Genomic DNA, 20,758 nt, shown 5'->3' with positions numbered 1-20,758 from the left:
TGCGATTTTCACTCAGGTTTGGCGCAGCCGCGCCCTGATTTTGTTTTCCAACTCGTCCCGCACGGCGCGGTACGCCTCCATGCGCTGCTCGCGATTGCCGGTCTCGAGAGTCGGGTCGGAGGTCGGCCAATACTCAACGTCGAGCGCGTTGGTGCGGGTGAGTTCCAGCGCCTTGTGGTGCGCGTCGGGCGAAAGCGAGATGGCGAGGTCGAAGCCCAGGCCCTCGTATTCCTCCAGGTCCTCGACGCTGTGCGGACGATGGCGCTTCACGTCGAGCCCCATCTCATCCATCACGCTCGCCACGAACGGGTCAGGATCGCCCGCGATCACGCCTGCGGATTTCACATAGACGGATTTGCCGAACAGGTGCTTGGCAATGGCTTCCGCCATCACCGAGCGCACCACGTTCTGGCCGCACATGAACAGCACAGACTGCGGACGCGAAGATCGTACCGGCGCGGAAACGGCGCTCACCTCAGCCTCTCCAGTGGAGCGCGCAAATGAGTGTGAACAGGCGCCGGGCGGTGTCGAAATCCAGGTCGATCTTATCTTTCAACCGCTCCTGCAGCAGCTCCGACCCCTCGTTGTGCAGGCCACGACGCCCCATGTCGATGGCTTCAATCTGGGTGGGCGATGCGGTGCGGATCGCTTGGTAATAGCTCTCGCAGATCAGGAAATAATCCTTCACCACCTTGCGGAACGGAGTGAGCGAGAGGTGGTGCTGCACCACCGCGTCGCCAAGCTCACGCTTCACGTCCAGCACCAGCCGGTTATCGATCAGGCCGATATGGAGGGTGTAAGGCCCCTCCCCCGGATCGTTCGCGGGCGTGAAGGTGTTTTCTTCCAGCAAATCGTAGATGGCGGTCGCCCGCTCGTGCTCCACATCCGCGCCGCCGCGGCCGATGGAGGCGTCATCGAGCGTAATGGCACACAGGCGGCGGGTGGGGCCGCCCTGCGCCGTCTTCGTCGAGGTGGCGTCATTCATCTCAACCTGCCTCCGATCCGGCATTGGACCGCACGAGAATGGAACGCCCATGAGCATCAAGACGCTCGACCTGTGACAGCCTCACGGCCGCCGGACCGAGGAGCCGCAGCGCCTCCGGCCCGCATTTGAGGATCGAGGTCCGCTTCATGAAGTCAAGCACGCCCAGGCCAGACGAGAAGCGCGCGGAGCGTGCGGTCGGCAGCACATGGTTGGTGCCGCCCACATAATCGCCGATCGCCTCGGGCGTATAGGGGCCGATGAAGATCGCGCCGGCATGGCGAACCCTTGCAGCCAGATCCTCGGCATCTGCGGTGTGGATTTCCAGGTGCTCGGGCGCGATCCGGTTTGTGAGGTCGATCGCTTCGTCCCAGGAGCCGACAAGGATGATCGAACCATGCACGCGCCAGGATTCCGAGGCGATCTCGACACGCGGCAGGGTTTTCAGCATGTCCTCGACGCTGCGCTCCACCCGCGCGGCGAGATCGGCGGAATCGGTGATAAGAATGGATTGTGCCGCCGTGTCGTGCTCCGCCTGGGCCAGCAGATCGGCCGCGATCCAGTCCGGGTTCGCATCGCCATCCGCGAGGATGAGCACCTCGGACGGCCCGGCCACCATGTCGATGCCGACCTTGCCGAACACCTGGCGCTTGGCGGCCGCCACGAAGGCGTTGCCGGGGCCGACGATCTTATCCACCGGCGCAATGGTCTGCGTGCCATAGGCCAGCGCCGCCACCGCCTGGGCTCCACCCACGCGATACACCTCGTCCACACCCGCAATGCGGGCCGCAGCCAGAACCAAAGGCGCGATCTCGCCATCGGGCGAAGGCACCACCATGACGATGCGCGGAACGCCCGCCACCTTCGCCGGAACCGCATTCATCAGCACGGATGAGGGGTAGGCGGCGGTGCCGCCCGGAACATAGAGCCCCACCGCATCCACCGGCGTCCATCGCTGGCCGAGTTCCACGCCGACAGCGTCGGTGTAGCGCTCGTCCTTCGGCTTCTGGCGACCGTGGTGCGCCTCGATGCGCGCCTTCGCGAAGCTGAGGGCGGCGAGCGTGTCCTCTGGGATGCTGGCGAGAGCCGCGTCGATTTCGGCGCCGGACACGCGGATGCCCAGACGCTCCAGGTCCACACGGTCGAATGTCTTGGACAGCGCGATCAGCGCCGCATCACCGTTCTCCCTGACATCGGCGATGATGCCGGCGACGATGCTGGCCACATCGGCGGAGGATTCCCGCTTCCCTGAGAGGAATTGCGTGAAATCGGCGGCGAAATCTGGGGTGCGGGTATCGAGGCGGATCGGCATGCCGCTTCGATAGAACATGTGCGGGCAAAGGTGAACGGGGATTTGGCCACGAGCGCGGTCAAGCCCATCAGGCCCCGGCCAGACCGCTTAGCTTTCGGCGGCGCCCACAGCTCCCTTGTGCTCGGGCGCACGGGGACAACCCCAGGCAGGGCCGAGATCGGACAGGCGGGCCTCGATGCATTCCACCTCGAAACGGATGTCCGTGCCGCCGGAGAAAGCCAGCGTCACCACACCGGAGGGCGCCTCGGTCTCCTCGAACGTCACCGCCAGCAGGTTGAGGACGGCTTCACGCGATGCGGGATCGAACCCCCGAAATCGGACATTGCGCACCCGCTCAAAATGCAAGCCGGTGCGACGCCGGACATATTGCTCGGCGGTTTCCTTCTGGTCCCAGTCGAAACGGTTCAGCACAAGGGCAAAACGCTGGCTCTTTGACAGGAAACCCATGTCTCCCACCTTTACCACCGCATCCTGGAGATGGGCCGAGATGATCGCCAGGTCTTCCTCGTCCAGCGCGAGAAGCTTGAGAGCATCCATGGGGTTTTTCCTCGTTCTCTTGACCCACAGGTGGCGACGACCCGCCACCGGATCAAGGGCCTGAAGCGTCAGGAGCTAATGCGTTCGATCTCAGCGCCGCAGCGCGCGAGTTTTTCTTCCAGCCGTTCAAACCCACGGTCCAAATGGTAGACCCGCTGAACCATGGTCTCCCCTTCCGCCGCCAGCGCTGCGATCACCAGGGACACCGAAGCACGCAGGTCCGTTGCCATCACCGGCGCACCCTTCAGCCTGTCGGTGCCTTCGATTGTCGCGGTATCGCCGTCGAGCTGAATATGAGCGCCCAGCCGCGCCAGTTCCTGCACATGCATGAAGCGGTTTTCAAAGATGGTCTCGCGGATATGCGAGCGTCCGCGCGCACGGGTCATCAGCGCCATGAATTGCGCCTGAAGATCCGTGGGAAAGCCCGGGAACGGCGCGGTGGAAATGTCCACAGGCAGGATGCCGTTGCCGTTGCGGCGCACGCGAATGCCCTCGTTGGTCGCGTCGATCTCGGCACCGGAGGCGCGCAGCGTATCCAAGGCACTTTCCAGCAGATCCACCCGCGCGCCGGCAAGCATCACGTCGCCGCCCACCATGGCGGTCGCCATGGCATAGGTCCCGGTCTCGATCCGGTCGGGCAGAACCGCATGGCGCGCACCGCGCAACCGGGGCACGCCTTCAATATGGATGGTCGACGTGCCGGCGCCGGAAATACGGGCGCCCATCTTCACGAGGCAAGCGGCGAGATCACCGACTTCCGGCTCCCGCGCGGCATTCTCTATGATGGTCTCACCGCGTGCGGTCGCCGCAGCCATCAACGCCGTGTGGGTCGCGCCCACTGACACCTTCGGGAACACGATCCTCGCCCCGACAAATCCATCGCGCGCGCTGGCGACCACATAGCCGGCATCGATCTCGATTTCCGCGCCGAGCGCCCGCAGCGCATCCAGGTGGAAATCCACAGGGCGGGTTCCGATGGCGCAGCCGCCGGGCAAGGACACCTTCGCCTGACCCATGCGGGCGATCAACGGCGCGATCACCCAGAAGCTCGCCCTCATCCGCGAGACAAGGTCATAAGGTGCAGTCGTGTCGACGATGGCGCGGGCATCGATCTCAAGGGTCTGGCCAGCATGGGGGTCATCCCCATTGCGCTTTCCGGCGGTGGTGATGTCCACGCCATGGTTGCCGAGGATGCGCTGGAGCAGCGCCACGTCGGCAAGGCGCGGCACATTTTCCAGGGTCAGCTTCTCCTCGGTCAGGAGGCCGGCGATCATCAGCGGCAGCGCGGCGTTCTTGGCGCCGGAAATAGGAATGATGCCCCGGAGGGAGTGGCCGCCGACGATCCTGATCTTATCCATGCGAAGTAAGGCTCCCGGCTGCGGGTGGCGCGCGCGGTGCGCGCATCGATTTGAAACTGATCTAGCCTTCTCCATCCCCGTGCACAATGCGCGCGGTGCGCGCCTGGGATGCTTCGGACGCTGCCGCCTCATTCTGGGCCTCGTCCTGCTCGCCATCCGTGAGCCTCTCCCCGTCCGGGATGGGCGCGTCATCATCCTGCGCGGCACGGGCGCGGCCCTGTGCCTTTCGACGCGCGAGATTGGCGCGCAGTGCGCTGGCAAGCCGGGCTTTTTTCTCACTCTCTGTGGACATGCTCAGAGCGTTAGCGGCGCTAACCGTCGGAGGCAAGCGCCACGCCAAGCCTGTGAGCCGCGCTCCTCGCAGACGCACGCACCCTTGCAAGTCGGATCGCAGGCACGTATGAGGTCGTCAACGAACAGACGGCCTCGCGCCGTAGGTTCGCCCAGTGCATTTTATGCACCAGGAAGAGGCAAAGCCTCGGAGCCGCTTTAGCTCAGCTGGTAGAGCACCTCATTCGTAATGAGGGGGTCGGGGGTTCGAATCCCTCAAGCGGCACCATACATTTTTCCCGCAAACCGTTGCAAATGAACGATTGTTATCGCTCACAAAATTGCATATTGCGTTTATCTGCGGGTTTTCGCATAACAAATCGCACAACAAACACCTCACCGGGGAACCGCGATGCCGCGTCCTGCGAAGGCGGCTACCCCGCATAAGCGCAATGGCTTTTGGTATCTGGTCAGGCGGGTTCCAAAGGAATTCGTCAGGGTCGATGATCGAGGCATCATCCAGCTCACCACGGGAATTCGGGTCGTTGACGACCCCCGAGGCGTAGCCGCGAGTAAGAAGGTGCAGGAGCTGGACGCCGACCTTGTGAGGTTCTGGCGGGAGAAGCGGGACGGCGTTGATCCCGATGCCTCCAACCGCTACCGCGAGGCTCTCAAGAAAGCCCGCACCCTGGGGGTGCCCTACCTGCCAGCGCACGATGCAGCCCAATTGCTGGCCCTCGAAGCGATCGTGAAGCGGCTGGAGATGCTGGAAGCCCGCGAGACGGTGGAAGTCCGACAGGAGGTTGCGGCAATCCTCGGTGGCGAGGCTCCGCCGGTGTTCATGGTCGCTGACATGGCCGTGGAATTTGAAGCGATCAATGCGGCGGCGCTCAAGAGCAAATCCCCGCGGCAGATGCACCGCTGGCGGGTGCAGCGCGTGACGGCCCTCAACACCTTCGTCGAGGCCATCAGCGGCAACAAGCCGATGAGCGACCTGTCCCGGCAAGACGTCCTGACCTTTCGCCAGGTCCTCCTAGACCGTGTGATGGCGGAGGAAATCGAAATCGACACGGCGAACAAGGCGATCGGTCGTGTGGCTTCGATGTTCCGCGATATCGCCGAATCGAAACAGCTCGACCTAAAGCCGATTTTCGACAAGGCCAGCATTCGCGGTGGCCGCGACCGCCAGCGAACCGCCTACCCGCCCGAGTTTGTCCAAGCGCATTTCCTTGCCGAAGGTGTATTCGACGATCTCAATGAGGAGGCTCGGCGGTGCATTTTTCTGATCGCCGAGACAGGCCTTCGCCTATCCGAGGCATGCAACCTCAATGAGTCGACCATCATCCTCGACCATGAGATCCCGCATGTGCTGGTTCGACCCGACGGCCGGGAAATGAAGACTGATCAGTCGAAGCGCGAGATCCCGCTGGTCGGCGTCGCACTGGAAGCAATGAAGCTGCAGCCCAATGGCTTCCCCCGCTATATGGACAAGGGCGATAGCCTGTCGGGGTTGGTGAACAATGCCCTGGACGCCCGGAAGTTACGTCCGGAGGTGGGACAGAGCCTTTACTCCCTTCGACACACGTTCGAGGACCGCCTGACCAAGGTTGAGGCGCCCGAGAAGGTCGTGGCGAACCTGATGGGGCATAAATGGCACCGACCGCTCTATGGCGTCGGGCCGTCGCTCGCTCAGAAGCTTGAGTGGCTGTCCCGAATCGCCTTCCGGCCGCCTTCTCGGGTGTAGGTTTCCAGGATGCGGCGCGCGCGGGATGTAGGATCGTCCCGCCGAGCGCTCTCCAGTTCCCTCTCCAGCCGCTCGACGTAGGGCGAATACACCTCACCATGCCTCACCACGATGTATGCCGCGAGCACGAGCGCGCGCTCGATGCGCTCGATCGAGACACGGCCATCATCATGAGAAGTCGGGTGGGTCGGCATCCTTACCGGCCGCCCCCATGAGCGGGCGGCAGCGACGGAATCGTGTCCACCGCAATCCCTCTTAGAAAGTCGAGCACCTCCTCGACCCTCTCCTTTTCCATGCCGCCACCCGGGTTGAGCTGGTGCGCGGCGATTCCCACCAGGGCCGCCGCCGCGTGAGCGGCAACTAGAAAGCCCTGAAGGTGATGGTCGCAGAGGTCGATCTTGCGAATTGCGACCCGGGTGCATTCTTCGGCAGCTGCTTTGCCTAGATCGTGGCCGATCGTGATCTGTGTCGAGGTCATCCGCTCCATCAGCGCGTCCCCCGGACCGGGAGGACTGCCCAGGCGCCCTCCCCTTCTAAGGCGTACATCTCCGCGTCCGCCCGACGGGCGAACCGAACGGCATGATCCTCGACCGTGGTGAAGTACGGGCCGAAGGTGCCGAAGCGGCGGTACATGCGGTCAGGCTCTTCCTTTCCATTGGTTACGATCCAAGCCCGGGGCTCGCCCGCCGGGTCGCCCGCAGGCTTCGCGCCCAGATCCTCGAACCTCCCATCCTCGAATTCTGGGGTCGGCCGCGCCCAGAGGGTGCCGTCCTCCGCACGATAGATTGTCAGCTTGTCCCCTTCCGTGGGTGGGAACATGCCGGCGACCTGAAGTTCGGCCTTGCCGATGACCTGATACGTGCTGCCGCGCTTCCTATGGCGGTGAGTGGGCTTCCATAGGCTGGCGAGGTGCTGCCGGAGGCACGCGAGAAGCAGCAGCAGTGCATGCGCTCCGCCGGGTGGGAGATCCACGGCCCTAGGCAGATCGGGCGCCCCTGAATCCTCCGGCGGCGCGTCCGGGATGAGGTTGTGCACCGGACACTCATTGGAAACGTGCGTCGGCCACTGCTGGCAATCGCAGCCGGGCTCAGTGCTGGCGTCGCGGACTTCCTTCCTGGCAATGGACAGCTCGATCACGGCTTGCGCATGCTTCCGGATGAGCTCGCCTCGCTCCTGCCTTAGGCTCCCCACCTCTCCGACGAAGCGGGTCAGCTCCGCAGCGGCCCGCCCGCAAAGATCCTCCACAAGGCGGTCTTCCGTCACCTCAAATCGATGGAATTCCGCCTTCTCGGTGACGCGGAGAAGTGCCTCTTCGCGCAGCAGCCCGATAAGATTTTCGATCTTCTGCGCGCTCATCGGTCACTTCCCGGCCGGTCCTGCGCCTCGTTGGCGTCCATGTTGCTGCTCCTCATCAATGTCAGGGCCATTGAACCGGCTGGGCTCGTCGGCCTCCGAACCGGTCGCGAAAATTAACAAGTCGCCGTCGGCGATCTCCCGGCGGGCGCGCTGATCCCACTTGCGATGGATGAAGGTCGGTCGGCCCCAGATCCTGACGGCCGACCAATATTCGTCACCGCGGAAGCCGACGAAGTGGATCGCCGGGGTCACCCGATCTCTTTCATGGCAGCGTCACGGGCGGCGTTGAGCTCCGCCATCTTGTCGTGCGAGCCGCCGGGCCGATCGGGATGGGCGCCCTTCGACGCTTGCCGATAGGCGGCATCAACCTGGGCTCGCGTGACGGGGCCGGGGTTGAACCCGAAAACCTCTCGCCATGGCCGCCGCGCCCCGGGCGCCGGCAGCGCGGGCGTGAAGCCCTTGAAGGTCGCGCGGACCAACGCGAGGGTGCCGTGCCGAAGTTCAGTGCGCCGGGCCTCCAGCACATGGTGGATCGCCTGGAGGTTGGCCTCAGGCGTGCCGTAGCGATCGACCGGAATGCATCGCTGCTCGCCGTCCCACAGGAACCACGCCGCGACGCCTGGATCGTCCGGGCGTTGACCCCCGAGAGTGACGTTCGACGAGAGGATGATGTTGGTCACCGGCTTGCCACTGTCGCGCCCGAAGGCTTGCAGCGAGCCGGTGACGTTCTTCAGGGCGCCAGAGAGCGTCGTCTGGAACCGGCCCTTCTCGGGCTCTTTGGCGCGCGGAAAGCCCTCGGGCCAGGAAAGTGGATAGGCCGCGGTCATGCCGCCACCTGCACATCGGGGTAAAAGTACCCCTGCTTCCCGCTGCACTCGACGAATGGCACCGGCCGCGCGTTCTTCAGCACGAACCCATACTTCCCGAAGAAATAGGGGTTGGTGCTCTCGGTGATCACGTCGACCAGGTCTGCCCGGCCGACGATGCCGCCGCGCTGGAGCTGCTCGAACTTCGGGATCAGCAGCGTCGTGGGAGCGCAGCCGGCCTTCTGCGCGTGCTTCACCATTTGGATGGCGTCGTCATATTCGGCCCGCGTCATGCCCTTGCTCGCATGCAGCAGGATCGGGCCGCGATATTTGGTGTTCCAATCGCGGTTCTCGATGCCCTTCCAGGCGTGGATGATGGCCCACACCCAAGGCTGGCGGATGGACAGGGCCGGGATGCGGTCATCCATTCTGGTCTCCCATGTTGTTGAGGATTGCGCGGATCTCGCGCGAGCGGGCGAGCACTGCCGGCGCCGTTTCCGAAATGGTGGTGAAGATCCGGCGCAAAGCCGGCTCATGCTCGCCGAGCGACCGGTTGCCCAGGCGGTGGAACAGCAGGTCCAGGCTGTCGCCGTAGGCGGCCAAGGCGAGCAGCGCGGCAAGCTCTTGCTCGTCCAGCAGCAGGCTGGACTGAAGCTGGATGGCCGCGATCGAGGGGTGGAGCTCAGCCATTGGCGCGCTCTTCGGCCAATAGATTGCCCCGCCGCGAAAGCGGATTGGGGACGGTCTGAAATCCCGCAGGCCAGTCGGTTCGCGACCAGGAACAGCCGCCGTCGTCATCTACCATTGGCCAACGTGCCTTGAAGCGATCCGAGCACTCCTCACACTTGCAATTTCTGAGGCGGTGCTTCTTTGGCCAGAACAGGCTATTTCCCGAGTATCCGCACCGGCCTCGACCGAACGCGTCCTCAAGTTCGGTCATGATCTCATCTGTCATCTCAGCAAAATCAGGGCCCGCCGAATCTTCGCGATCCAGCCCACACCCCCAAGTGCTGCACGCGCGGATCACCCAATAAGCGGGGCGCTGATTGATCGTCGTTATGGTGAAGAGAGCACGCCCGTCGCCGTATATGGTTGGGAGCAGGCGGGGAACGAACGTGATTGCGTCCGAGGGGACCCATAGGTAAGCACGCTCTCGCTTCTCGATAGCCCGCCGCAGCTTGTTATGGGTGGGGTCACTTGCGCCATCGTGGCGAGGAATGTCGGGTGTTGTCATGCCGCCTCCCCAACCGTCGCGGGGAGGCTGTCGATGTTCGCGAGGACCGGCATGAAGGTGTATGCGGCGACCCAGGGGTTCGCTTCCCAGGAGCCGGCGCCATGGAGGTGGTGCCAGAGCTGCCTATAGACGTCGCGTGCGTCCCAGCTCGTGATCCACTCAGCGCCCTTGCTGTCGTTTCCGAGGTCGAGCCAGTAGCGGTGGACATCCTCCGGAAGGCTCTCGTCGAAGAGGATGCCCTCGGCCAGCGCGTCGGACTCGCTGATGTCCTGGACCCGCTGCACCCGCACGTCTGTGACGTAGAGCGTCAGGCGGGACGCCCAGCGGTTCATGAACCTGCCCGGGCGCAACTTTCCAGCGCACTCGGGGATTGCCTCTTCGCCGCCACCACCAGCCTCGAAATAGATCGGCGATCCCTTCGCGATCAGGCGCGGCGGCACATCATCCCAGCGCGCCTCTGCGCGCCAGGTCTCCCGGACCCGGAGCCGGTCTCCTTGGAGGAATCGTGGCCGGAAAGATGCGCCTTTCCGCATAAATTCGTTGGCCGGCCAGGACACCAGGATATCGCCGGTGCGAAGGTTCCCGCCCGTGTACGGCTCAATTGGCCGCCGGGTTTGCCTTTTGCCCGTGCCAGGGTGAGCAACCTCCCGAAGGAGCGCGCGCACCATGGGCCCGGAGAATTGCATTGCTCCATCAGCCATGACGCGGCCCTTTCCGGCGCTTGGCCGCTGCGTCGCGCACCCCGGCGAGGTATCCTTCTTGCCGCGCGCGCCTGACTTCAGGGGTGTTCCCGCCGGTCATGACGACGCCGATCAGGGCGCCCAGGACCATGGCGATGAGGCCAACTCCGATGGTGATGGGATCGGTCACGGCGCCAACCTCCCGCCCGCGAGCACGGCCAGCAGCAGGGCAAGGAAGGCGAAGTTGTTGTTCTCCAACGCCCTGAGACGGCGGAATGAATGGCGCGGCAGCGTCACCACCTGGCATGTGCTGACGATGATGACGACGGTGGCGACCAGCCCGATGCCGGTGAGGACCCCGAGCAGCAGAACCGAAAGGATCATGCCCGACCTCCCCAGATCGCCCGGCAGACAGCCTTGCACTTGTCCAAATCAAACCGGTCGTCGGTGCGGACGCCGCTCTCCATGTCGAGCCAATAGGGCCCGGTGCAGTTGATGGCGGAGATCACTTCCAGGACGTTGTCCGGCCCGATCCCGCCGGCATAACCGACGCGGCGCATGCCGCCGGGATGCAACGGCCACGCGTCGGGAGTGACTCCGGTGCCGCCAGACCGGTCGAATAGCCAATCGACCGAGTTGTTCGCCGGGAAGATATAATCCCGGCACTGCGCGATGCCCCGGAGATAGGTGTCCCAACCGTTCTGAAACTGGACAATCCGCGCAGGAACGGGGGCGGCGTGGTTGACCTGAACCCGCTCGAAATATGAGAGGTCCGCCGGAATATCGGTGCTGGACCGCCCTTCCATGACGTCGTCGCTGTAGGAGCCGCAGAGGTGCGCCGACATGCGCAGCCCGCTCCACATCAGCCGCGAGAGCATCTCGCCGCCCGGGTACCGCGGATCGACGCCCTGGCGCCTCCGGCTGAACAGGACGCCCCACTCGATCGGGTAGCGGCGCGCCAGGAGCCGCATGCCCTCGGTCGACGTCCAGTCGTCAACGCCGGTAAAGGTGACGAACGCGGGGCTCATCTCGAAATCCTTCTGTATGTGATGACGGGTGGGCGGGGGCTTGTCAGGGCATCGAAACCGCCCACCCGCCATGACCCTCTTGCGAGGGGTTCAGTCGAGGACCATGTCCACCGGCTTGAAATTCTCGTCTTCGTAAATGCTGGGTCCCGCATACTTCTCGCACGCAGCCCTCCCCTTGGCGGGGCCCAACTGCTCCACCGCCGTGGCGATGCGGTTGATGTCCACCAAGACCTGAACCAGCAGGGTCGCGGTGGTGTCGAAGATGCGCTCCGCCATGGGCAGATACGCGGAGTGGATGTCGCTCAAGGCAAGCGGTCGGATAGTGTCGGCCAGCTCGCCGCCGAGTTTACGGATGTCTTCTTCGTTCATGCTGCCCTCACGATGGTTACGGCCTCGGCCGCGCGGGTAATTCCGGTGTAAAGCCACTTGGCATAGTCATCGAACGCACCGCCCTCATCGAAGAGGAAGACGCTGTTCCATTGCGATCCTTGCGATTTGTGAACGGTTAGCGCGTATCCAAAGTCGAATTGATCCGATTTCTTCTTCTCGGCCAGGGACAGTTCACCCTCGCTGCCGAGGAAGAACTTCGGATGCACATAGACTTCTGCCGGGCTGAGCTGATCGCCTGCGTCTTCAGGCTCCAGCATCATCCGGAGCCGGACATCGCGCGGCTTGGTCTCCAGAAGGGCCCCGACGTTCCAGAGCCCTCCGTTCAGAAGCCCAGCAGAATGCTTGTTCCGGAGGCAGACCAGACGCTCTCCGACAACGGGCATCGCCCCCTCAAAGCCCATCAGCCTGCGAATGCGCTGGTTGTAATCGCGGCGGCTGCGGTTCATCCCCACAAGCACCTGGTCCGAGGACATGACGTCTTTTTGGAAGGCGCGGGGAATGACCCGACTCTCACCGTATGTGCCGTAGGGAATCTGCTTCCCTTCTCGGACGGCCATGGACATCCGGATAATCGGGTTGTCCTGCGCCTGCCGATGGACCTCAGTCAGCATCACGTCCGGCTTGCGGGCAGTGAAGAAGCCTTCTCCGCGCACGGGAGGGAGCTGAGCCGGGTCTCCAAGCACCAGAATGCGGGTGCCGAAAGACAGGAGATCCCTGCCGAGGTCCTCGCCCACCATCGAGCATTCATCAATGATGACGAGCTGCGCGCGGCCCACCGGGCTGTTCTCGTTCAGCAACCAATCGGTGGCGCCACCTGCCGCACGACGCGGCAGATAGATCATGGAGTGGATGGTGCTCGCACCGGCGCATCCCTTACGGCGAAGCACCAGCGCAGCCTTGCCCGTGAACGCGCCATAGATGACGTTTCCGTCGACGCTCTCCGCGAGGGTCTTAGCCAACGTCGTCTTGCCGGTTCCTGCGAACCCGGCGAGGTAGAAGACCTGGGGTCCGTGCTCATCCTTGAGCCACGCACCGACGGCCTTCAGGGCGTGTTCCTGCTGGGGCGACCACATAGCATTCGCCTCAGAACGGGATTTCGTCGTCGAAGTCGTCGCTCGGCTTAGACGGCGCGCTCTTCCGCTGTTCTGAAGGGGCAGAACGGCTGCTCTCGTCGTCTCCGCGATAGCCGTCGCCGCCACTCGACCCGCCACCACTGCTCAACGGAATGACGGACGACCCAACGCTGCTAACCAGGACGAAGGTGCTGTAAACATCCCGCCCATCCTTCTCGTATTTCTCTGTCGAGAACTTGCCTTCGACGAGAACACGCGTCCCCTTCTTCAGGTTCTTGAGAAGGAAGTCCGCAAAAGCTTGGCTCCCCCAACACTTCACATTCACCCATTCCGTCCGCTCTATAGTGTCGTTTCCCTTCTTGTAACGTTCCGTTTGCGCGATGGTGAATTGGACGAGATTGGAGTTTGTTGTCGCCCGATGCGTCGGGTCTTTCCCGAGATTGCCGAGGATCGTAACTCGATTGATGGTTGTCATTGGGGACGCCTCAATTATTTGGCTGTACGGCGCTAGCATCAGAGCGGCGCTTCAATTCGTGTTTGACCGTCGCTTTGACGTTGCGGTCGAAGTTCTTTCCCGGCGAAAGCATCCAATTCAGGAAGCCGATATCGACCTCACTCCAGGGCTTCCCCCGGTGTTCGCCGACCGTGCAGCGCGGCAGCAGCGCGGGCCCTTTGGTCCACCGCGCCAGCTTCTCGACGTCGATCAGCTCATCGTTCAGCAGCTGCGCCAGCAAGGCAGCGAGCACGTAGGCATCCGGCCCTGCGCGATGCGGCGGGAAAGCAGCATCGCGGTCCAGGTCGAGACCGAGCAGGTACCGCATGGTGCCCTGCTGGTGGTTTGGCGCGTCGGGGAAGAGCCGCACCACCGCCTTGAATGGGTCGAGCCACGGGACCTCACCGCCGGTGAAGAAGTTCTGCTCGAAGTCCGCGTTGTATGCGCACCAGTAATCTGGCGGTGTCCGGTTCATCTCCATGAAGACCCGCGTCGCCTGAAAGGCCCCGACTAGGTCCCCATCTACAATCCCGTGAACTGCCGCCGCTTCTGGTGGCATCGGCCGACCTGGATCGGTGAGCACCGCTGTCGGTAAGCCATGTTCCCAGCCGAACTCCGCGGTACCCCACAAGTCGCACCAGCCAACCTCGCACAGGGCTTGGCGCTCGGTGTCGCTGGGCACACCGGTGGCCTCGAAGTCGATGCATCGGATGAGCATCAGAGAATTCCGGCATGGCAGATTGTGGCGATGGCGATGATCAGGATCGCGGCGAGAAGGACGGCGGCCCAGGCAGCGACCGCCTGGGAAGCCGCCCGGGAGGCCAGGCCCCCCGGATGGCGAAAGCTCACTTCTTCTTCCGCCGGGCCTGCCGGGCCTCGTAGGAATCGCCGGTCACGGTGTCATGGCCCCTACACCATGCCGCGCATTCCACAGCCCGCGCTTCAACCCGGAGATCGATCGGGCATGTGTTGAAGGGTTGACCCAACACGGCGGCGTCGTAGCCGGCCAAGTACTGGCGACATTGGGCGATGTCGTCCTTGTCGATGCCGATAGGAACATGATCCAAGTCGGCCATCCGCATGTGGATGCGTTCTTCTTCTGGGGTGACGCCATCCTCCGCGGTTTCAGGTCCGTCGTCGGCGTCGAAGTCGTCCCAGACCTCCGCAGAAGCCCCTTCAGGCTCGCTCCCGGCATTTGTCCGAACGTCGACGACCTGGGAGCCTGGGAAGGTTTCCAGCGTCTTCTGAACAAGCGGGTCGGCAACGGCGGCGGCAACCTGCTGCTGCGTGGGTGCCGGCGCCTGCTGCTCAGGCTTCGGATCTGGCGCCTTGCGGGCCCTGGGCTTAGATGCCGCCGGCGCAGCAGCGGGGGCCTCGGCTTCCTGCTGAAGGACCTCGCCCGTGTCTGGATCGATGGTGTCCACCGTCTGCGCCGACGACGTGCCGGCAAGCTGGTCGAGCTTCTGCGTGGTGGTCTGCCGCACCGGGGTGATGTCGCGCGGTGCCTGCGCCTCCTCCTCAACGATGTCCTCAGGCGCGTTGGCACCCAACAGAATGTGAGGGAAGTTGCGCCGAGCCATCGCTCTAACGGTGTAGTAGCCCTCCTGCTGATCCTCGTCAGTTTTCCAAAGCGGCGAATTCTTCGGCTGGATCTTCCCCACCTCAGGCGAGGAATGCGTGATCACCTGGCCGTTGTTCAGCTTCACGGTGACGGTGCACACACGCGTTGTGCCGGGTTCGCCAGAATATGAATATGTCGGGAGCTCCGCGAACGGACCGTTCTGGATCACCACCGCCGCCAGAAGCTGTGCCTCATAAGCCATGCGGTCATTGACGCTGTAACTCTTATTGGCAACCGCGAAGGGGGACATCCCCCACTCCAGCGCCTGGATGGTCACCGCCAGACACGCGCCGGGGTTTCCACGCAGATGCTTCGGAACCGAGACGCCGCCGATCGCCATCATCTTCGCGAACTCCATGGCCTCGGCCATGTCGCGGATCACGAGGCCGCCACCACGCGAAATCGAAACGCTGCGCGCACTTTCTGGGGTGATGCGTCCGGCAACCCGCTGCTCTGCCGCGGAAAGGTCCAATGCGTTGCTCATTAGCTTTTCGCCTCTTCGGTGCGCGTGATGGCGCGTTTCAGAATGATGTTGAGGTTGCGCAGCGCCTCGATCCCGAGGGGTGCATTGCTGCTGTCGGGCTGAGCCGCGCAGTAACCGCGGGCCCAGCACAAAATGTCTGAAAGGCCGGCCTCGAAGTCCCGCGCCGCGTTAAGGTCGACTTCCACCGTGACGGTGTTCAGTCGCTGGGCCTTTTCATCGGCAACCTTCAAGTCCTGGCTCTCGCGCAGCCGAAACCACTCGATATCCGTCCGCATCGCGAAGCGAGGGCCGGTGACTGAGGGATGCGTGAGCGAAACGATCTGGGCGAACATCTCGCCCCAATCCAAGCCTGGAGAGGCAAGGTCGCCCTGCTTCACAACGAAGCCAACCTCTGGATCGGCAGAGATTGTAATGGGTTGGTCGCGCAGGCGATCCATCGCGGAGGGCACGTTCATGCCGCCTCTCCATTCGCAATGCCGGCTGACGGCGGCAGGGAGAAACCCTTCACCCGAACAGTGCGGAATTTGCTGGCCTGAACTACGTGGCCCTTGCGATCAGTGACGGCAGCGGTCACCACCACGCCGTTGCCAAGGTTCGCAACCGAGGCCGCGCCCATCTTGTGAATGATCTCGGCGTCGAGTTGCTTCCGCTCCTTCTCGGCGTCGGAACCGTTCTTCTCGCGTGCCTTGAGGACCTCGCGCTGGGCGAGGATCTCCATCAGCCGATTGTCCCCGGAGAGATCGATCGGGGGGCCGTCGGCCTTCGCGTTCATCGCCGCGATCAGCGCGCCGTCGATGGCGTAATCAGGCGGGGGGGCCTCGCCGGCTTCGACCCGGCGCCAGAAGTCGGACGTGCGCGTCTTGAACTTGTCCCAGATCCCCTCGTGAAGAGGGATTTCGAGGAGGGGCATTGCGAGGCCGTGACCGACAGTGAGAGGCGCAACGCATGCGAAGGCTGCTCCGGTAAGCTTCGCCTCTACGATCGCCTGGATGACGATCCAGTCGGGGATCTCGATCTCGCCCTTGGAGCTGCCGCCCTGCCACTTGTTCTTGAAGATGAAGGGCTCGACAGTCTTGATCTGGATGTTGCCCCGGCGACCATTCTCGTCGATCACAAAGACGTCCGGCGTGCAGCCAATGCGCAGATCCGGATCGCGCATGTAGACCTGCCCGGCCCCGGCGTTGTGCTTGATCTTCCAGTTCGGGCGCTGCTCTTTGAGGAGCTGGACCGCAACCGGCTCTAGGAGCCGGCCGCGCTGCATCGGAGGGCTCTCCTCAACGTCCTCCTTCGTCATTTCGGTCTTCAGGGCGAATAGGCTGAACGCCGACACGTAGGGGTGAACGCCGAAGAGGGAGCCGGCGACGGACGCCGTGACGTCCTTGGCGCGCAGCGCCAGCCAGTCGGCGCGGGAGCCGACATTGATGGTCTGGATGGGCATTGATTGGTCCGTTGCGTCGTCGTCCGCTCCGGCCATTCCGAGGTGACGACACACAGACGATTGCAAAACGCAGAACATTCGTCAACTGCGTTCTGCAATTATTTTCTCATATTGCAATCACGCAGGTCGCAGATGGACGAATCACTTGTGCAGAATTTGAGGGATCACCTCCCCTGCGCGTGCTCACGTGTGCGGGTAGTTTTACCCTTAATTATATATATAGAATAACGGTTAATGACGGTAAGAGGGGCGCTAGGCGCCCCCTTCTACATTCTGGCAATCTTAACCGTGATACGTCCAATAATAAAAACACCATCATCCAGATCTAGAATAAATGGTTTATATTTTTCATTACGAGACGTACATAAAATTTGAGCCTTCTTTGCTTCTCTAACAAGCTCTACCTGTTTAACTATAACGCCGTCACCGTCATAGACAGCAAATATACCACCTTGATTTACTTTCTGATTGGTTCTGTCGCAGATTACGCGATCACCATCTGCGAGATCCGGGTACATACTATCGCCGTGAATCTGTAGGATCTCGGCCATCCCGTAAGAAAGACCAAGCTCATCTTTTACAAACGAAGGAGGCAAAAGCCACTCATTCCTAAGAGAACCTTCTGGGTACTGGCCTATCTTATTTGAGTCGACCACTATCGAAGCGTATCCTCCTCCTCCTGCACCCGGTCTGAGATCGACTTCCGCGATAGCTCCAGGCGGCAGAACCCGCACACTGCCCTTCCCCGTTCGCTCAACGCCATCCTCGATTACTCGGAGTGGATGGCTTTCATCCGGGGCGTCAGGGTCGAACGAAGAGACCAGGGAAATCCGCTTCTGCCCTGTGCCAAACGCCAACCACTGCGGCGCTACTCGGAAGCGGCGGGCATACAGGGGTAGCTCGGAGTCGAAACCCCGGGTGCCAGCTTCATGGCCGGAGTAGGTCCCGTATTTCACGCCGAGTGCGCTGGCCGCATCTCGAACTGTTTTGAAGCCCGCATCAATGCGCGCCTCTTTGAGCCGGGTACCCATGGCGATGACGCGAGGATCTTTTTCCATTGGATAAGATTACCCTCGCTTTGATTGCGATGTGCAGAATCTGTGCTTGACATTGCAGATTGCGAAACGCAGTCTGATTGCATGTCGCATAATGTTTCCTCCCTCCTCACCGACCTCTCTGCCGCCGTGCGTTCCACGGCAAAAGAGGCTGGCGTCGCGCCTGTGGCTTACATCGCGGCCCTCATGGACTGCCCACTTGGGACGATTAGTGCGTGGAAATCGCGCCAGTCGATCCCGATCGGATACTGGCGAAAGTTCATCACGGTGTGCCACCGCTTTGAGATGAGCCATGTGACCAGCGACACACTGGTTGCCGCTCATGCGCCCGAACAGCCCGAGCAGGTGGCATCTTGATGCTGCCTGTTTCATTTTCTGCGCCCTTCCCTTCCACCCCGCTCAATCAGCGTCGGACCTGGTTTAGCCGGGCGGCCGTCTTCTGCGGTGCAGCAACCCTTGCACTTTTTGCAGGAGGTGGGCTGTGAGCGCCGCTGGGTTCGTCGAAGACGCTTCTGGTTGGGCGCGCTTCCTCCATGAGCAGGAGCGCCAGGGGCACGGCGACGCCGAGGCGGCGTTGAAGCGTGCGGCCCGGAAGGCTGGCGTTCCCCATTCAAAGCTCTGGTCCTTGGTTCACCGTCCGCATGTCATCAAGGACATCGGCACATCGATCTACTTCGCCCTGCTCGCCGCCTATGAGCGCGAGTGCGCACGGCAAGCTCAGATGCTGGAAAACCAACTTGAAATCGCAAGACAGAAATCCAGGGCTGGTGCGCCTTTGGTGCGCGCGGCTGCTCGTCTTAGCGGACGAGTGGATGACATCTCTGAAGCGCCTGCGCGCTGACAGGAGGCAACCATGAAGCCCGTCGTTTACGCCGCCGTGGGTGAAGCGCCGCTCGGCAAGGAATTCGTCGCCTTTATCCCCGAGATGGGCAAAGGCGTGAAACCTGGAAGCCTCCTCCCGGTGATGTTCTATCGCAGCACCGAAGCCGCCGCCCGCGAGGCCGCGATCAGCTTTTGGACTGCGGAAACCACCAAGTGGTACCGGCGCGAAGCCGCTGAATTCCGGCGCGCCGTCGAGCGTCGCAAGTAGCCGGGTCGGTTGCTCGTGCCGATCGCGAGCGCAGCGTCAAGGAAGCCAGCATGGCACGTCGAGCAAAAGCAGCGGCAGCAAAGCCGAACACCGCCAATCCAGAAGTCGTGAACAGCATTTTGAATCGGTGGGACGAGATCCAGGACCAGCGGGAATCTGATCTCGGCACGTACCGGTCCAAGTGCAAGCAGTACAAGCAGGATGAGGCCGATCTCCTGACCGAGGCGAAGTCGCGCGGCGTCGATCCGAAGCTGCTGAAAACGGACATCCGTGTGCGCAGACTGCGCAACCAGATCGCCGAGATCGTCACCAACATCGAAGGCGACCAGGAAGCCGATTGGGAGGCCATCGTGATGGCTACCGCCGCGCGCCTGGGCGGCAAGCCGCTCGATGACGGCGAGAGGGCGCCGGCACAGCCGACGGTGGCGCAGCGGGCGAAGGCCGAGACCAAGGCGAAGGCCAAGGGCGCCATCGAAGACTTCGAGAACATGCACTGATGAGCGACCGGGCGATCCTCGCATTGGACATCGCCACCGTGGCGGGCTGGGCGTATGGCGCGCCCGGCTCGCTGCCGCTGTCCGGTACGGAGCGGTGGGCACCTCCCAGCTCCAGCAACGGGCGCGTCGGTGCCGGCATGCTGATCTGGCTGTCGGACTTCCTGAAGGTCCACCACGTCGACGCCATCTATTTCGAGGCGCCATTCGATCCCCGCATCATGGCGAAGAAGACCAATTTCAACACCACGAGGATCTTGGTCGGCCTCCCTTTTCTCCTGGAAACGTTGCTGGAAGCCAAGGGCTATTCCCGTGTGTTCGAGGTGTCGGTAAGCGACGTGCGAAAGCACTTCCTGGGCAAGGACCCGCGCGGCGACGAGGGAAAGCGACAGGTTCAACTTCGGTGCCGCCAGCTCGGGTGGAAGTTCAACAGCGCCGACGCCGCCGACGCCCTCGCAGTCTGGTCGTTCGCCTGCGCGATTGAATCGCCGAAGACCTCCATTGCGACCGCCCCGCTATTCCAGCCGCGCAATCAATCCGTCGCTCGCGCGGCCGCCGAGAAGGCATGGCCATTCAGCGCATTCGACGAGATCGAGGAGATCCCCGAATGAAGGAGATGCTGGATTTCCAAGCGATGCTCGCTGATCTCGATGCCCATAGCGAACTCGATGTCCTATTGGCCGCCGATGACATTGAGGAGCGTCGCAAGGCCAAGGCCGCTCACCTTTGGGCGCGCGATGGTCTGGACTGGTATGTCGAAGGCGAGGAATGCACGCGGGCGCTGCTGCGCTCCGAACGGTTCATTGGCGCCATTCTTGACCCAACATGCGGCGGTGGCAACGTCGTGCGGGCTGCTCGCTCTGTTGGCCATGCTGCCGTCGGCACGGATATCAAGCGCCGCACCGAAGAGGACTTCTTCATCGGTGAAGCCGACTTCCTGACGGTTCGCCATATCGCGCAACCCAACATCATCATGAACCCTCCGTTCTTCAGGGCGGTCGGAAACGAGCAATTCGCGCGGCGCGCGCTGTCCCTCGCGACCAGCAAGGTCGCGGTGTTCGCGGACCTGAAGTTTCTGGCTGGCGGGAAGCGCGCGGCCGGCTTCTACGCCCAGCACCCGCCGAGCAGGATCTACATCCTTACGCCCAGGCCCTCGTGCCCTCCTGGCGAATACCTGCGCGCCGGCAACAAGGCCGGCGGCGGCACCGCTGATTGGGTTTGGCTGGTGTGGGATCTCACCGCGCCGCGCGCCGCCCCGACATTTCATTGGCTGAGCACCAAGGGGGAGCGATCGGAATGACGGCGTGCTTCCT

The 20,758-nt window shown here is 62.9% G+C and carries 33 protein-coding genes and 1 tRNA gene; 8 read left to right on the top strand and 26 right to left on the bottom strand.

The genetic code is table 11. The features are described from left to right. Nucleotides 1–12: 12 nt before the first annotated feature. The 6 genes from ADADO0_RS11600 to ADADO0_RS11575 form a co-directional block, all read right to left on the bottom strand. Nucleotides 13–420, bottom strand: a complete 408-nt coding sequence (locus ADADO0_RS11600) for an arsenate-mycothiol transferase ArsC (protein WP_511305473.1) — start codon at nucleotides 418–420, stop codon at nucleotides 13–15. A 55-nt stretch (nucleotides 421–475) separates the two neighbouring features. Continuing rightward, on the bottom strand, nucleotides 476–985 hold the full coding sequence (locus ADADO0_RS11595; protein WP_511305301.1) for a UPF0262 family protein: 510 nt from the start codon (nucleotides 983–985) through the stop codon (nucleotides 476–478). A 1-nt stretch (nucleotide 986) separates the two neighbouring features. Next, complete coding sequence (gene hisD, locus ADADO0_RS11590) at nucleotides 987–2,294, bottom strand: histidinol dehydrogenase (RefSeq protein WP_511305300.1); 1,308 nt, start codon at nucleotides 2,292–2,294, stop codon at nucleotides 987–989. Nucleotides 2,295–2,381: 87 nt separating this feature from the next. Beyond that, nucleotides 2,382–2,831 carry a DUF2948 family protein gene (locus ADADO0_RS11585; protein ID WP_511305299.1) on the bottom strand — a complete coding sequence of 150 codons (450 nt, stop codon included), beginning with the start codon at nucleotides 2,829–2,831 and terminating at the stop codon, nucleotides 2,382–2,384. 68 nt (nucleotides 2,832–2,899) lie between these two features. Then, the gene (murA, locus tag ADADO0_RS11580; RefSeq protein WP_511305298.1) at nucleotides 2,900–4,189 is read right to left on the bottom strand and encodes a UDP-N-acetylglucosamine 1-carboxyvinyltransferase; all 1,290 of its coding nucleotides are present in this window, start codon (nucleotides 4,187–4,189) and stop codon (nucleotides 2,900–2,902) included. 61 nt (nucleotides 4,190–4,250) lie between these two features. Then, complete coding sequence (locus tag ADADO0_RS11575; protein WP_511305297.1) at nucleotides 4,251–4,481, bottom strand: hypothetical protein; 231 nt, start codon at nucleotides 4,479–4,481, stop codon at nucleotides 4,251–4,253. Nucleotides 4,482–4,672: 191 nt separating this feature from the next. Here ADADO0_RS11575 and ADADO0_RS11570 point away from each other — a divergent pair. Both ADADO0_RS11570 and ADADO0_RS11565 read left to right on the top strand, forming a co-directional pair. Next, nucleotides 4,673–4,748, top strand: a tRNA-Thr gene (locus tag ADADO0_RS11570). A 123-nt stretch (nucleotides 4,749–4,871) separates the two neighbouring features. Beyond that, complete coding sequence (locus ADADO0_RS11565) at nucleotides 4,872–6,203, top strand: integrase (RefSeq protein ID WP_511305296.1); 1,332 nt, start codon at nucleotides 4,872–4,874, stop codon at nucleotides 6,201–6,203. Nucleotides 6,204–6,399: 196 nt separating this feature from the next. Here the strand turns inward: ADADO0_RS11565 and ADADO0_RS11560 are convergent, their stop codons facing one another. From ADADO0_RS11560 to ADADO0_RS11465, 20 genes are all read right to left on the bottom strand, one after another. After that, nucleotides 6,400–6,690, bottom strand: a complete 291-nt coding sequence (locus ADADO0_RS11560; RefSeq protein WP_511305295.1) for a hypothetical protein — start codon at nucleotides 6,688–6,690, stop codon at nucleotides 6,400–6,402. Then, the gene (locus ADADO0_RS11555; RefSeq protein ID WP_511305294.1) at nucleotides 6,690–7,559 is read right to left on the bottom strand and encodes a hypothetical protein; all 870 of its coding nucleotides are present in this window, start codon (nucleotides 7,557–7,559) and stop codon (nucleotides 6,690–6,692) included. Before ADADO0_RS11555 ends, ADADO0_RS11560 begins: the two co-directional genes overlap by 1 nt. A gap of 3 nt (nucleotides 7,560–7,562) precedes the next feature. Next, nucleotides 7,563–7,811, bottom strand: a complete 249-nt coding sequence (locus ADADO0_RS11550) for a hypothetical protein (RefSeq protein WP_511305293.1) — start codon at nucleotides 7,809–7,811, stop codon at nucleotides 7,563–7,565. After that, complete coding sequence (locus tag ADADO0_RS11545; protein WP_511305292.1) at nucleotides 7,808–8,386, bottom strand: J domain-containing protein; 579 nt, start codon at nucleotides 8,384–8,386, stop codon at nucleotides 7,808–7,810. Before ADADO0_RS11545 ends, ADADO0_RS11550 begins: the two co-directional genes overlap by 4 nt. Further along, a complete protein-coding gene (locus tag ADADO0_RS11540) occupies nucleotides 8,383–8,793 on the bottom strand; it encodes an ASCH domain-containing protein (protein ID WP_511305291.1) in 411 nt (136 codons plus the stop codon). Before ADADO0_RS11540 ends, ADADO0_RS11545 begins: the two co-directional genes overlap by 4 nt. Further along, a complete protein-coding gene (locus ADADO0_RS11535) occupies nucleotides 8,786–9,055 on the bottom strand; it encodes a hypothetical protein (RefSeq protein ID WP_511305290.1) in 270 nt (89 codons plus the stop codon). Before ADADO0_RS11535 ends, ADADO0_RS11540 begins: the two co-directional genes overlap by 8 nt. Then, a complete protein-coding gene (locus ADADO0_RS11530) occupies nucleotides 9,048–9,599 on the bottom strand; it encodes a hypothetical protein (protein WP_511305289.1) in 552 nt (183 codons plus the stop codon). The genes ADADO0_RS11535 and ADADO0_RS11530 overlap by 8 nt, the downstream gene beginning before the upstream one ends. Further along, nucleotides 9,596–9,931, bottom strand: a complete 336-nt coding sequence (locus ADADO0_RS11525) for a hypothetical protein (protein WP_511305288.1) — start codon at nucleotides 9,929–9,931, stop codon at nucleotides 9,596–9,598. Before ADADO0_RS11525 ends, ADADO0_RS11530 begins: the two co-directional genes overlap by 4 nt. Nucleotides 9,932–10,292: 361 nt before the next feature. Continuing rightward, nucleotides 10,293–10,469 (bottom strand): hypothetical protein, encoded by a 177-nt coding sequence (locus ADADO0_RS11520; RefSeq protein ID WP_511305287.1) that lies wholly within the window; start codon nucleotides 10,467–10,469, stop codon nucleotides 10,293–10,295. Then, complete coding sequence (locus ADADO0_RS11515) at nucleotides 10,466–10,663, bottom strand: hypothetical protein (protein ID WP_511305286.1); 198 nt, start codon at nucleotides 10,661–10,663, stop codon at nucleotides 10,466–10,468. The genes ADADO0_RS11520 and ADADO0_RS11515 overlap by 4 nt, the downstream gene beginning before the upstream one ends. Beyond that, nucleotides 10,660–11,307: a phosphoribosylanthranilate isomerase gene (trpF, locus tag ADADO0_RS11510; protein WP_511305285.1), complete on the bottom strand. Its 648-nt coding sequence runs from the start codon at nucleotides 11,305–11,307 to the stop codon at nucleotides 10,660–10,662. The genes ADADO0_RS11515 and trpF overlap by 4 nt, the downstream gene beginning before the upstream one ends. Nucleotides 11,308–11,397: 90 nt before the next feature. Continuing rightward, nucleotides 11,398–11,676 (bottom strand): hypothetical protein, encoded by a 279-nt coding sequence (locus ADADO0_RS11505; RefSeq protein WP_511305284.1) that lies wholly within the window; start codon nucleotides 11,674–11,676, stop codon nucleotides 11,398–11,400. After that, on the bottom strand, nucleotides 11,673–12,770 hold the full coding sequence (locus ADADO0_RS11500; RefSeq protein WP_511305283.1) for an ATP-dependent DNA helicase: 1,098 nt from the start codon (nucleotides 12,768–12,770) through the stop codon (nucleotides 11,673–11,675). The genes ADADO0_RS11505 and ADADO0_RS11500 overlap by 4 nt, the downstream gene beginning before the upstream one ends. 10 nt (nucleotides 12,771–12,780) lie before the next feature. Next, nucleotides 12,781–13,245: a single-stranded DNA-binding protein gene (locus ADADO0_RS11495; protein ID WP_511305282.1), complete on the bottom strand. Its 465-nt coding sequence runs from the start codon at nucleotides 13,243–13,245 to the stop codon at nucleotides 12,781–12,783. A gap of 10 nt (nucleotides 13,246–13,255) precedes the next feature. Beyond that, nucleotides 13,256–13,981 carry a hypothetical protein gene (locus ADADO0_RS11490; protein WP_511305281.1) on the bottom strand — a complete coding sequence of 242 codons (726 nt, stop codon included), beginning with the start codon at nucleotides 13,979–13,981 and terminating at the stop codon, nucleotides 13,256–13,258. Then, complete coding sequence (locus tag ADADO0_RS11485; RefSeq protein WP_511305280.1) at nucleotides 13,981–14,112, bottom strand: hypothetical protein; 132 nt, start codon at nucleotides 14,110–14,112, stop codon at nucleotides 13,981–13,983. The genes ADADO0_RS11490 and ADADO0_RS11485 overlap by 1 nt, the downstream gene beginning before the upstream one ends. Next, nucleotides 14,109–15,368, bottom strand: a complete 1,260-nt coding sequence (locus tag ADADO0_RS11480) for a recombinase family protein (RefSeq protein WP_511305279.1) — start codon at nucleotides 15,366–15,368, stop codon at nucleotides 14,109–14,111. Before ADADO0_RS11480 ends, ADADO0_RS11485 begins: the two co-directional genes overlap by 4 nt. Next, nucleotides 15,368–15,823 (bottom strand): hypothetical protein, encoded by a 456-nt coding sequence (locus tag ADADO0_RS11475; protein ID WP_511305278.1) that lies wholly within the window; start codon nucleotides 15,821–15,823, stop codon nucleotides 15,368–15,370. The genes ADADO0_RS11480 and ADADO0_RS11475 overlap by 1 nt, the downstream gene beginning before the upstream one ends. Next, nucleotides 15,820–16,806, bottom strand: coding sequence for a YqaJ viral recombinase family nuclease (locus ADADO0_RS11470; protein ID WP_511305277.1), 987 nt, complete (start codon nucleotides 16,804–16,806; stop codon nucleotides 15,820–15,822). Before ADADO0_RS11470 ends, ADADO0_RS11475 begins: the two co-directional genes overlap by 4 nt. A 266-nt stretch (nucleotides 16,807–17,072) precedes the next feature. Then, nucleotides 17,073–17,864 (bottom strand): LexA family transcriptional regulator, encoded by a 792-nt coding sequence (locus ADADO0_RS11465; RefSeq protein WP_511305276.1) that lies wholly within the window; start codon nucleotides 17,862–17,864, stop codon nucleotides 17,073–17,075. Nucleotides 17,865–17,945: 81 nt separating this feature from the next. Between ADADO0_RS11465 and ADADO0_RS11460 the strand changes: the two genes are divergently transcribed. From ADADO0_RS11460 to ADADO0_RS11435, 6 genes are all read left to right on the top strand, one after another. Beyond that, entirely contained in the window at nucleotides 17,946–18,218 is a 273-nt protein-coding gene (locus tag ADADO0_RS11460) for a hypothetical protein (RefSeq protein ID WP_511305275.1), read from the top strand. Nucleotides 18,219–18,342: 124 nt separating this feature from the next. After that, the gene (locus tag ADADO0_RS11455; protein WP_511305274.1) at nucleotides 18,343–18,702 is read left to right on the top strand and encodes a hypothetical protein; all 360 of its coding nucleotides are present in this window, start codon (nucleotides 18,343–18,345) and stop codon (nucleotides 18,700–18,702) included. A gap of 12 nt (nucleotides 18,703–18,714) precedes the next feature. Next, entirely contained in the window at nucleotides 18,715–18,951 is a 237-nt protein-coding gene (locus tag ADADO0_RS11450; RefSeq protein ID WP_511305273.1) for a hypothetical protein, read from the top strand. Nucleotides 18,952–19,001: 50 nt separating this feature from the next. After that, complete coding sequence (locus ADADO0_RS11445; protein ID WP_511305272.1) at nucleotides 19,002–19,448, top strand: hypothetical protein; 447 nt, start codon at nucleotides 19,002–19,004, stop codon at nucleotides 19,446–19,448. Next, the gene (locus ADADO0_RS11440; protein ID WP_511305271.1) at nucleotides 19,448–20,056 is read left to right on the top strand and encodes a hypothetical protein; all 609 of its coding nucleotides are present in this window, start codon (nucleotides 19,448–19,450) and stop codon (nucleotides 20,054–20,056) included. The genes ADADO0_RS11445 and ADADO0_RS11440 overlap by 1 nt, the downstream gene beginning before the upstream one ends. Beyond that, the gene (locus tag ADADO0_RS11435) at nucleotides 20,011–20,745 is read left to right on the top strand and encodes a hypothetical protein (RefSeq protein WP_511305270.1); all 735 of its coding nucleotides are present in this window, start codon (nucleotides 20,011–20,013) and stop codon (nucleotides 20,743–20,745) included. Before ADADO0_RS11440 ends, ADADO0_RS11435 begins: the two co-directional genes overlap by 46 nt. Nucleotides 20,746–20,758: the final 13 nt, after the last annotated feature.

The sequence above is a fragment of the Aquabacter sp. genome (genome assembly GCF_965279295.1).
Taxonomy (GTDB): Bacteria; Pseudomonadota; Alphaproteobacteria; order Rhizobiales; family Xanthobacteraceae; genus Aquabacter.
The sequence above is the reverse complement of the archived record's forward strand: the minus strand, read 5'-3'. Positions and strand labels throughout refer to the sequence as shown.

What these genes read in the sequence shown, in the direction of transcription:
- ADADO0_RS11600 (WP_511305473.1), bottom strand. Translation starts at nt 420, where the DNA reads ATGTGCGGCCAGAACGTGGTGCGCTCGGTGATGGCGGAAGCCATTGCC.
- ADADO0_RS11595 (WP_511305301.1), bottom strand. Translation starts at nt 985, where the DNA reads ATGAATGACGCCACCTCGACGAAGACGGCGCAGGGCGGCCCCACCCGC.
- hisD (WP_511305300.1), bottom strand. Translation starts at nt 2,294, where the DNA reads ATGCCGATCCGCCTCGATACCCGCACCCCAGATTTCGCCGCCGATTTC.
- ADADO0_RS11585 (WP_511305299.1), bottom strand. Translation starts at nt 2,831, where the DNA reads ATGGATGCTCTCAAGCTTCTCGCGCTGGACGAGGAAGACCTGGCGATC.
- murA (WP_511305298.1), bottom strand. Translation starts at nt 4,189, where the DNA reads ATGGATAAGATCAGGATCGTCGGCGGCCACTCCCTCCGGGGCATCATT.
- ADADO0_RS11575 (WP_511305297.1), bottom strand. Translation starts at nt 4,481, where the DNA reads ATGTCCACAGAGAGTGAGAAAAAAGCCCGGCTTGCCAGCGCACTGCGC.
- ADADO0_RS11565 (WP_511305296.1), top strand. Translation starts at nt 4,872, where the DNA reads ATGCCGCGTCCTGCGAAGGCGGCTACCCCGCATAAGCGCAATGGCTTT.
- ADADO0_RS11560 (WP_511305295.1), bottom strand. Translation starts at nt 6,690, where the DNA reads ATGGAGCGGATGACCTCGACACAGATCACGATCGGCCACGATCTAGGC.
- ADADO0_RS11555 (WP_511305294.1), bottom strand. Translation starts at nt 7,559, where the DNA reads ATGAGCGCGCAGAAGATCGAAAATCTTATCGGGCTGCTGCGCGAAGAG.
- ADADO0_RS11545 (WP_511305292.1), bottom strand. Translation starts at nt 8,386, where the DNA reads ATGACCGCGGCCTATCCACTTTCCTGGCCCGAGGGCTTTCCGCGCGCC.
- ADADO0_RS11540 (WP_511305291.1), bottom strand. Translation starts at nt 8,793, where the DNA reads ATGGATGACCGCATCCCGGCCCTGTCCATCCGCCAGCCTTGGGTGTGG.
- ADADO0_RS11535 (WP_511305290.1), bottom strand. Translation starts at nt 9,055, where the DNA reads ATGGCTGAGCTCCACCCCTCGATCGCGGCCATCCAGCTTCAGTCCAGC.
- ADADO0_RS11530 (WP_511305289.1), bottom strand. Translation starts at nt 9,599, where the DNA reads ATGACAACACCCGACATTCCTCGCCACGATGGCGCAAGTGACCCCACC.
- ADADO0_RS11525 (WP_511305288.1), bottom strand. Translation starts at nt 9,931, where the DNA reads ATGAACCGCTGGGCGTCCCGCCTGACGCTCTACGTCACAGACGTGCGG.
- ADADO0_RS11515 (WP_511305286.1), bottom strand. Translation starts at nt 10,663, where the DNA reads ATGATCCTTTCGGTTCTGCTGCTCGGGGTCCTCACCGGCATCGGGCTG.
- trpF (WP_511305285.1), bottom strand. Translation starts at nt 11,307, where the DNA reads ATGAGCCCCGCGTTCGTCACCTTTACCGGCGTTGACGACTGGACGTCG.
- ADADO0_RS11505 (WP_511305284.1), bottom strand. Translation starts at nt 11,676, where the DNA reads ATGAACGAAGAAGACATCCGTAAACTCGGCGGCGAGCTGGCCGACACT.
- ADADO0_RS11500 (WP_511305283.1), bottom strand. Translation starts at nt 12,770, where the DNA reads ATGTGGTCGCCCCAGCAGGAACACGCCCTGAAGGCCGTCGGTGCGTGG.
- ADADO0_RS11495 (WP_511305282.1), bottom strand. Translation starts at nt 13,245, where the DNA reads ATGACAACCATCAATCGAGTTACGATCCTCGGCAATCTCGGGAAAGAC.
- ADADO0_RS11490 (WP_511305281.1), bottom strand. Translation starts at nt 13,981, where the DNA reads ATGCTCATCCGATGCATCGACTTCGAGGCCACCGGTGTGCCCAGCGAC.
- ADADO0_RS11480 (WP_511305279.1), bottom strand. Translation starts at nt 15,368, where the DNA reads ATGAGCAACGCATTGGACCTTTCCGCGGCAGAGCAGCGGGTTGCCGGA.
- ADADO0_RS11475 (WP_511305278.1), bottom strand. Translation starts at nt 15,823, where the DNA reads ATGAACGTGCCCTCCGCGATGGATCGCCTGCGCGACCAACCCATTACA.
- ADADO0_RS11470 (WP_511305277.1), bottom strand. Translation starts at nt 16,806, where the DNA reads ATGCCCATCCAGACCATCAATGTCGGCTCCCGCGCCGACTGGCTGGCG.
- ADADO0_RS11465 (WP_511305276.1), bottom strand. Translation starts at nt 17,864, where the DNA reads ATGGAAAAAGATCCTCGCGTCATCGCCATGGGTACCCGGCTCAAAGAG.
- ADADO0_RS11460 (WP_511305275.1), top strand. Translation starts at nt 17,946, where the DNA reads ATGTCGCATAATGTTTCCTCCCTCCTCACCGACCTCTCTGCCGCCGTG.
- ADADO0_RS11450 (WP_511305273.1), top strand. Translation starts at nt 18,715, where the DNA reads ATGAAGCCCGTCGTTTACGCCGCCGTGGGTGAAGCGCCGCTCGGCAAG.
- ADADO0_RS11445 (WP_511305272.1), top strand. Translation starts at nt 19,002, where the DNA reads ATGGCACGTCGAGCAAAAGCAGCGGCAGCAAAGCCGAACACCGCCAAT.
- ADADO0_RS11440 (WP_511305271.1), top strand. Translation starts at nt 19,448, where the DNA reads ATGAGCGACCGGGCGATCCTCGCATTGGACATCGCCACCGTGGCGGGC.
- ADADO0_RS11435 (WP_511305270.1), top strand. Translation starts at nt 20,011, where the DNA reads ATGGCCATTCAGCGCATTCGACGAGATCGAGGAGATCCCCGAATGAAG.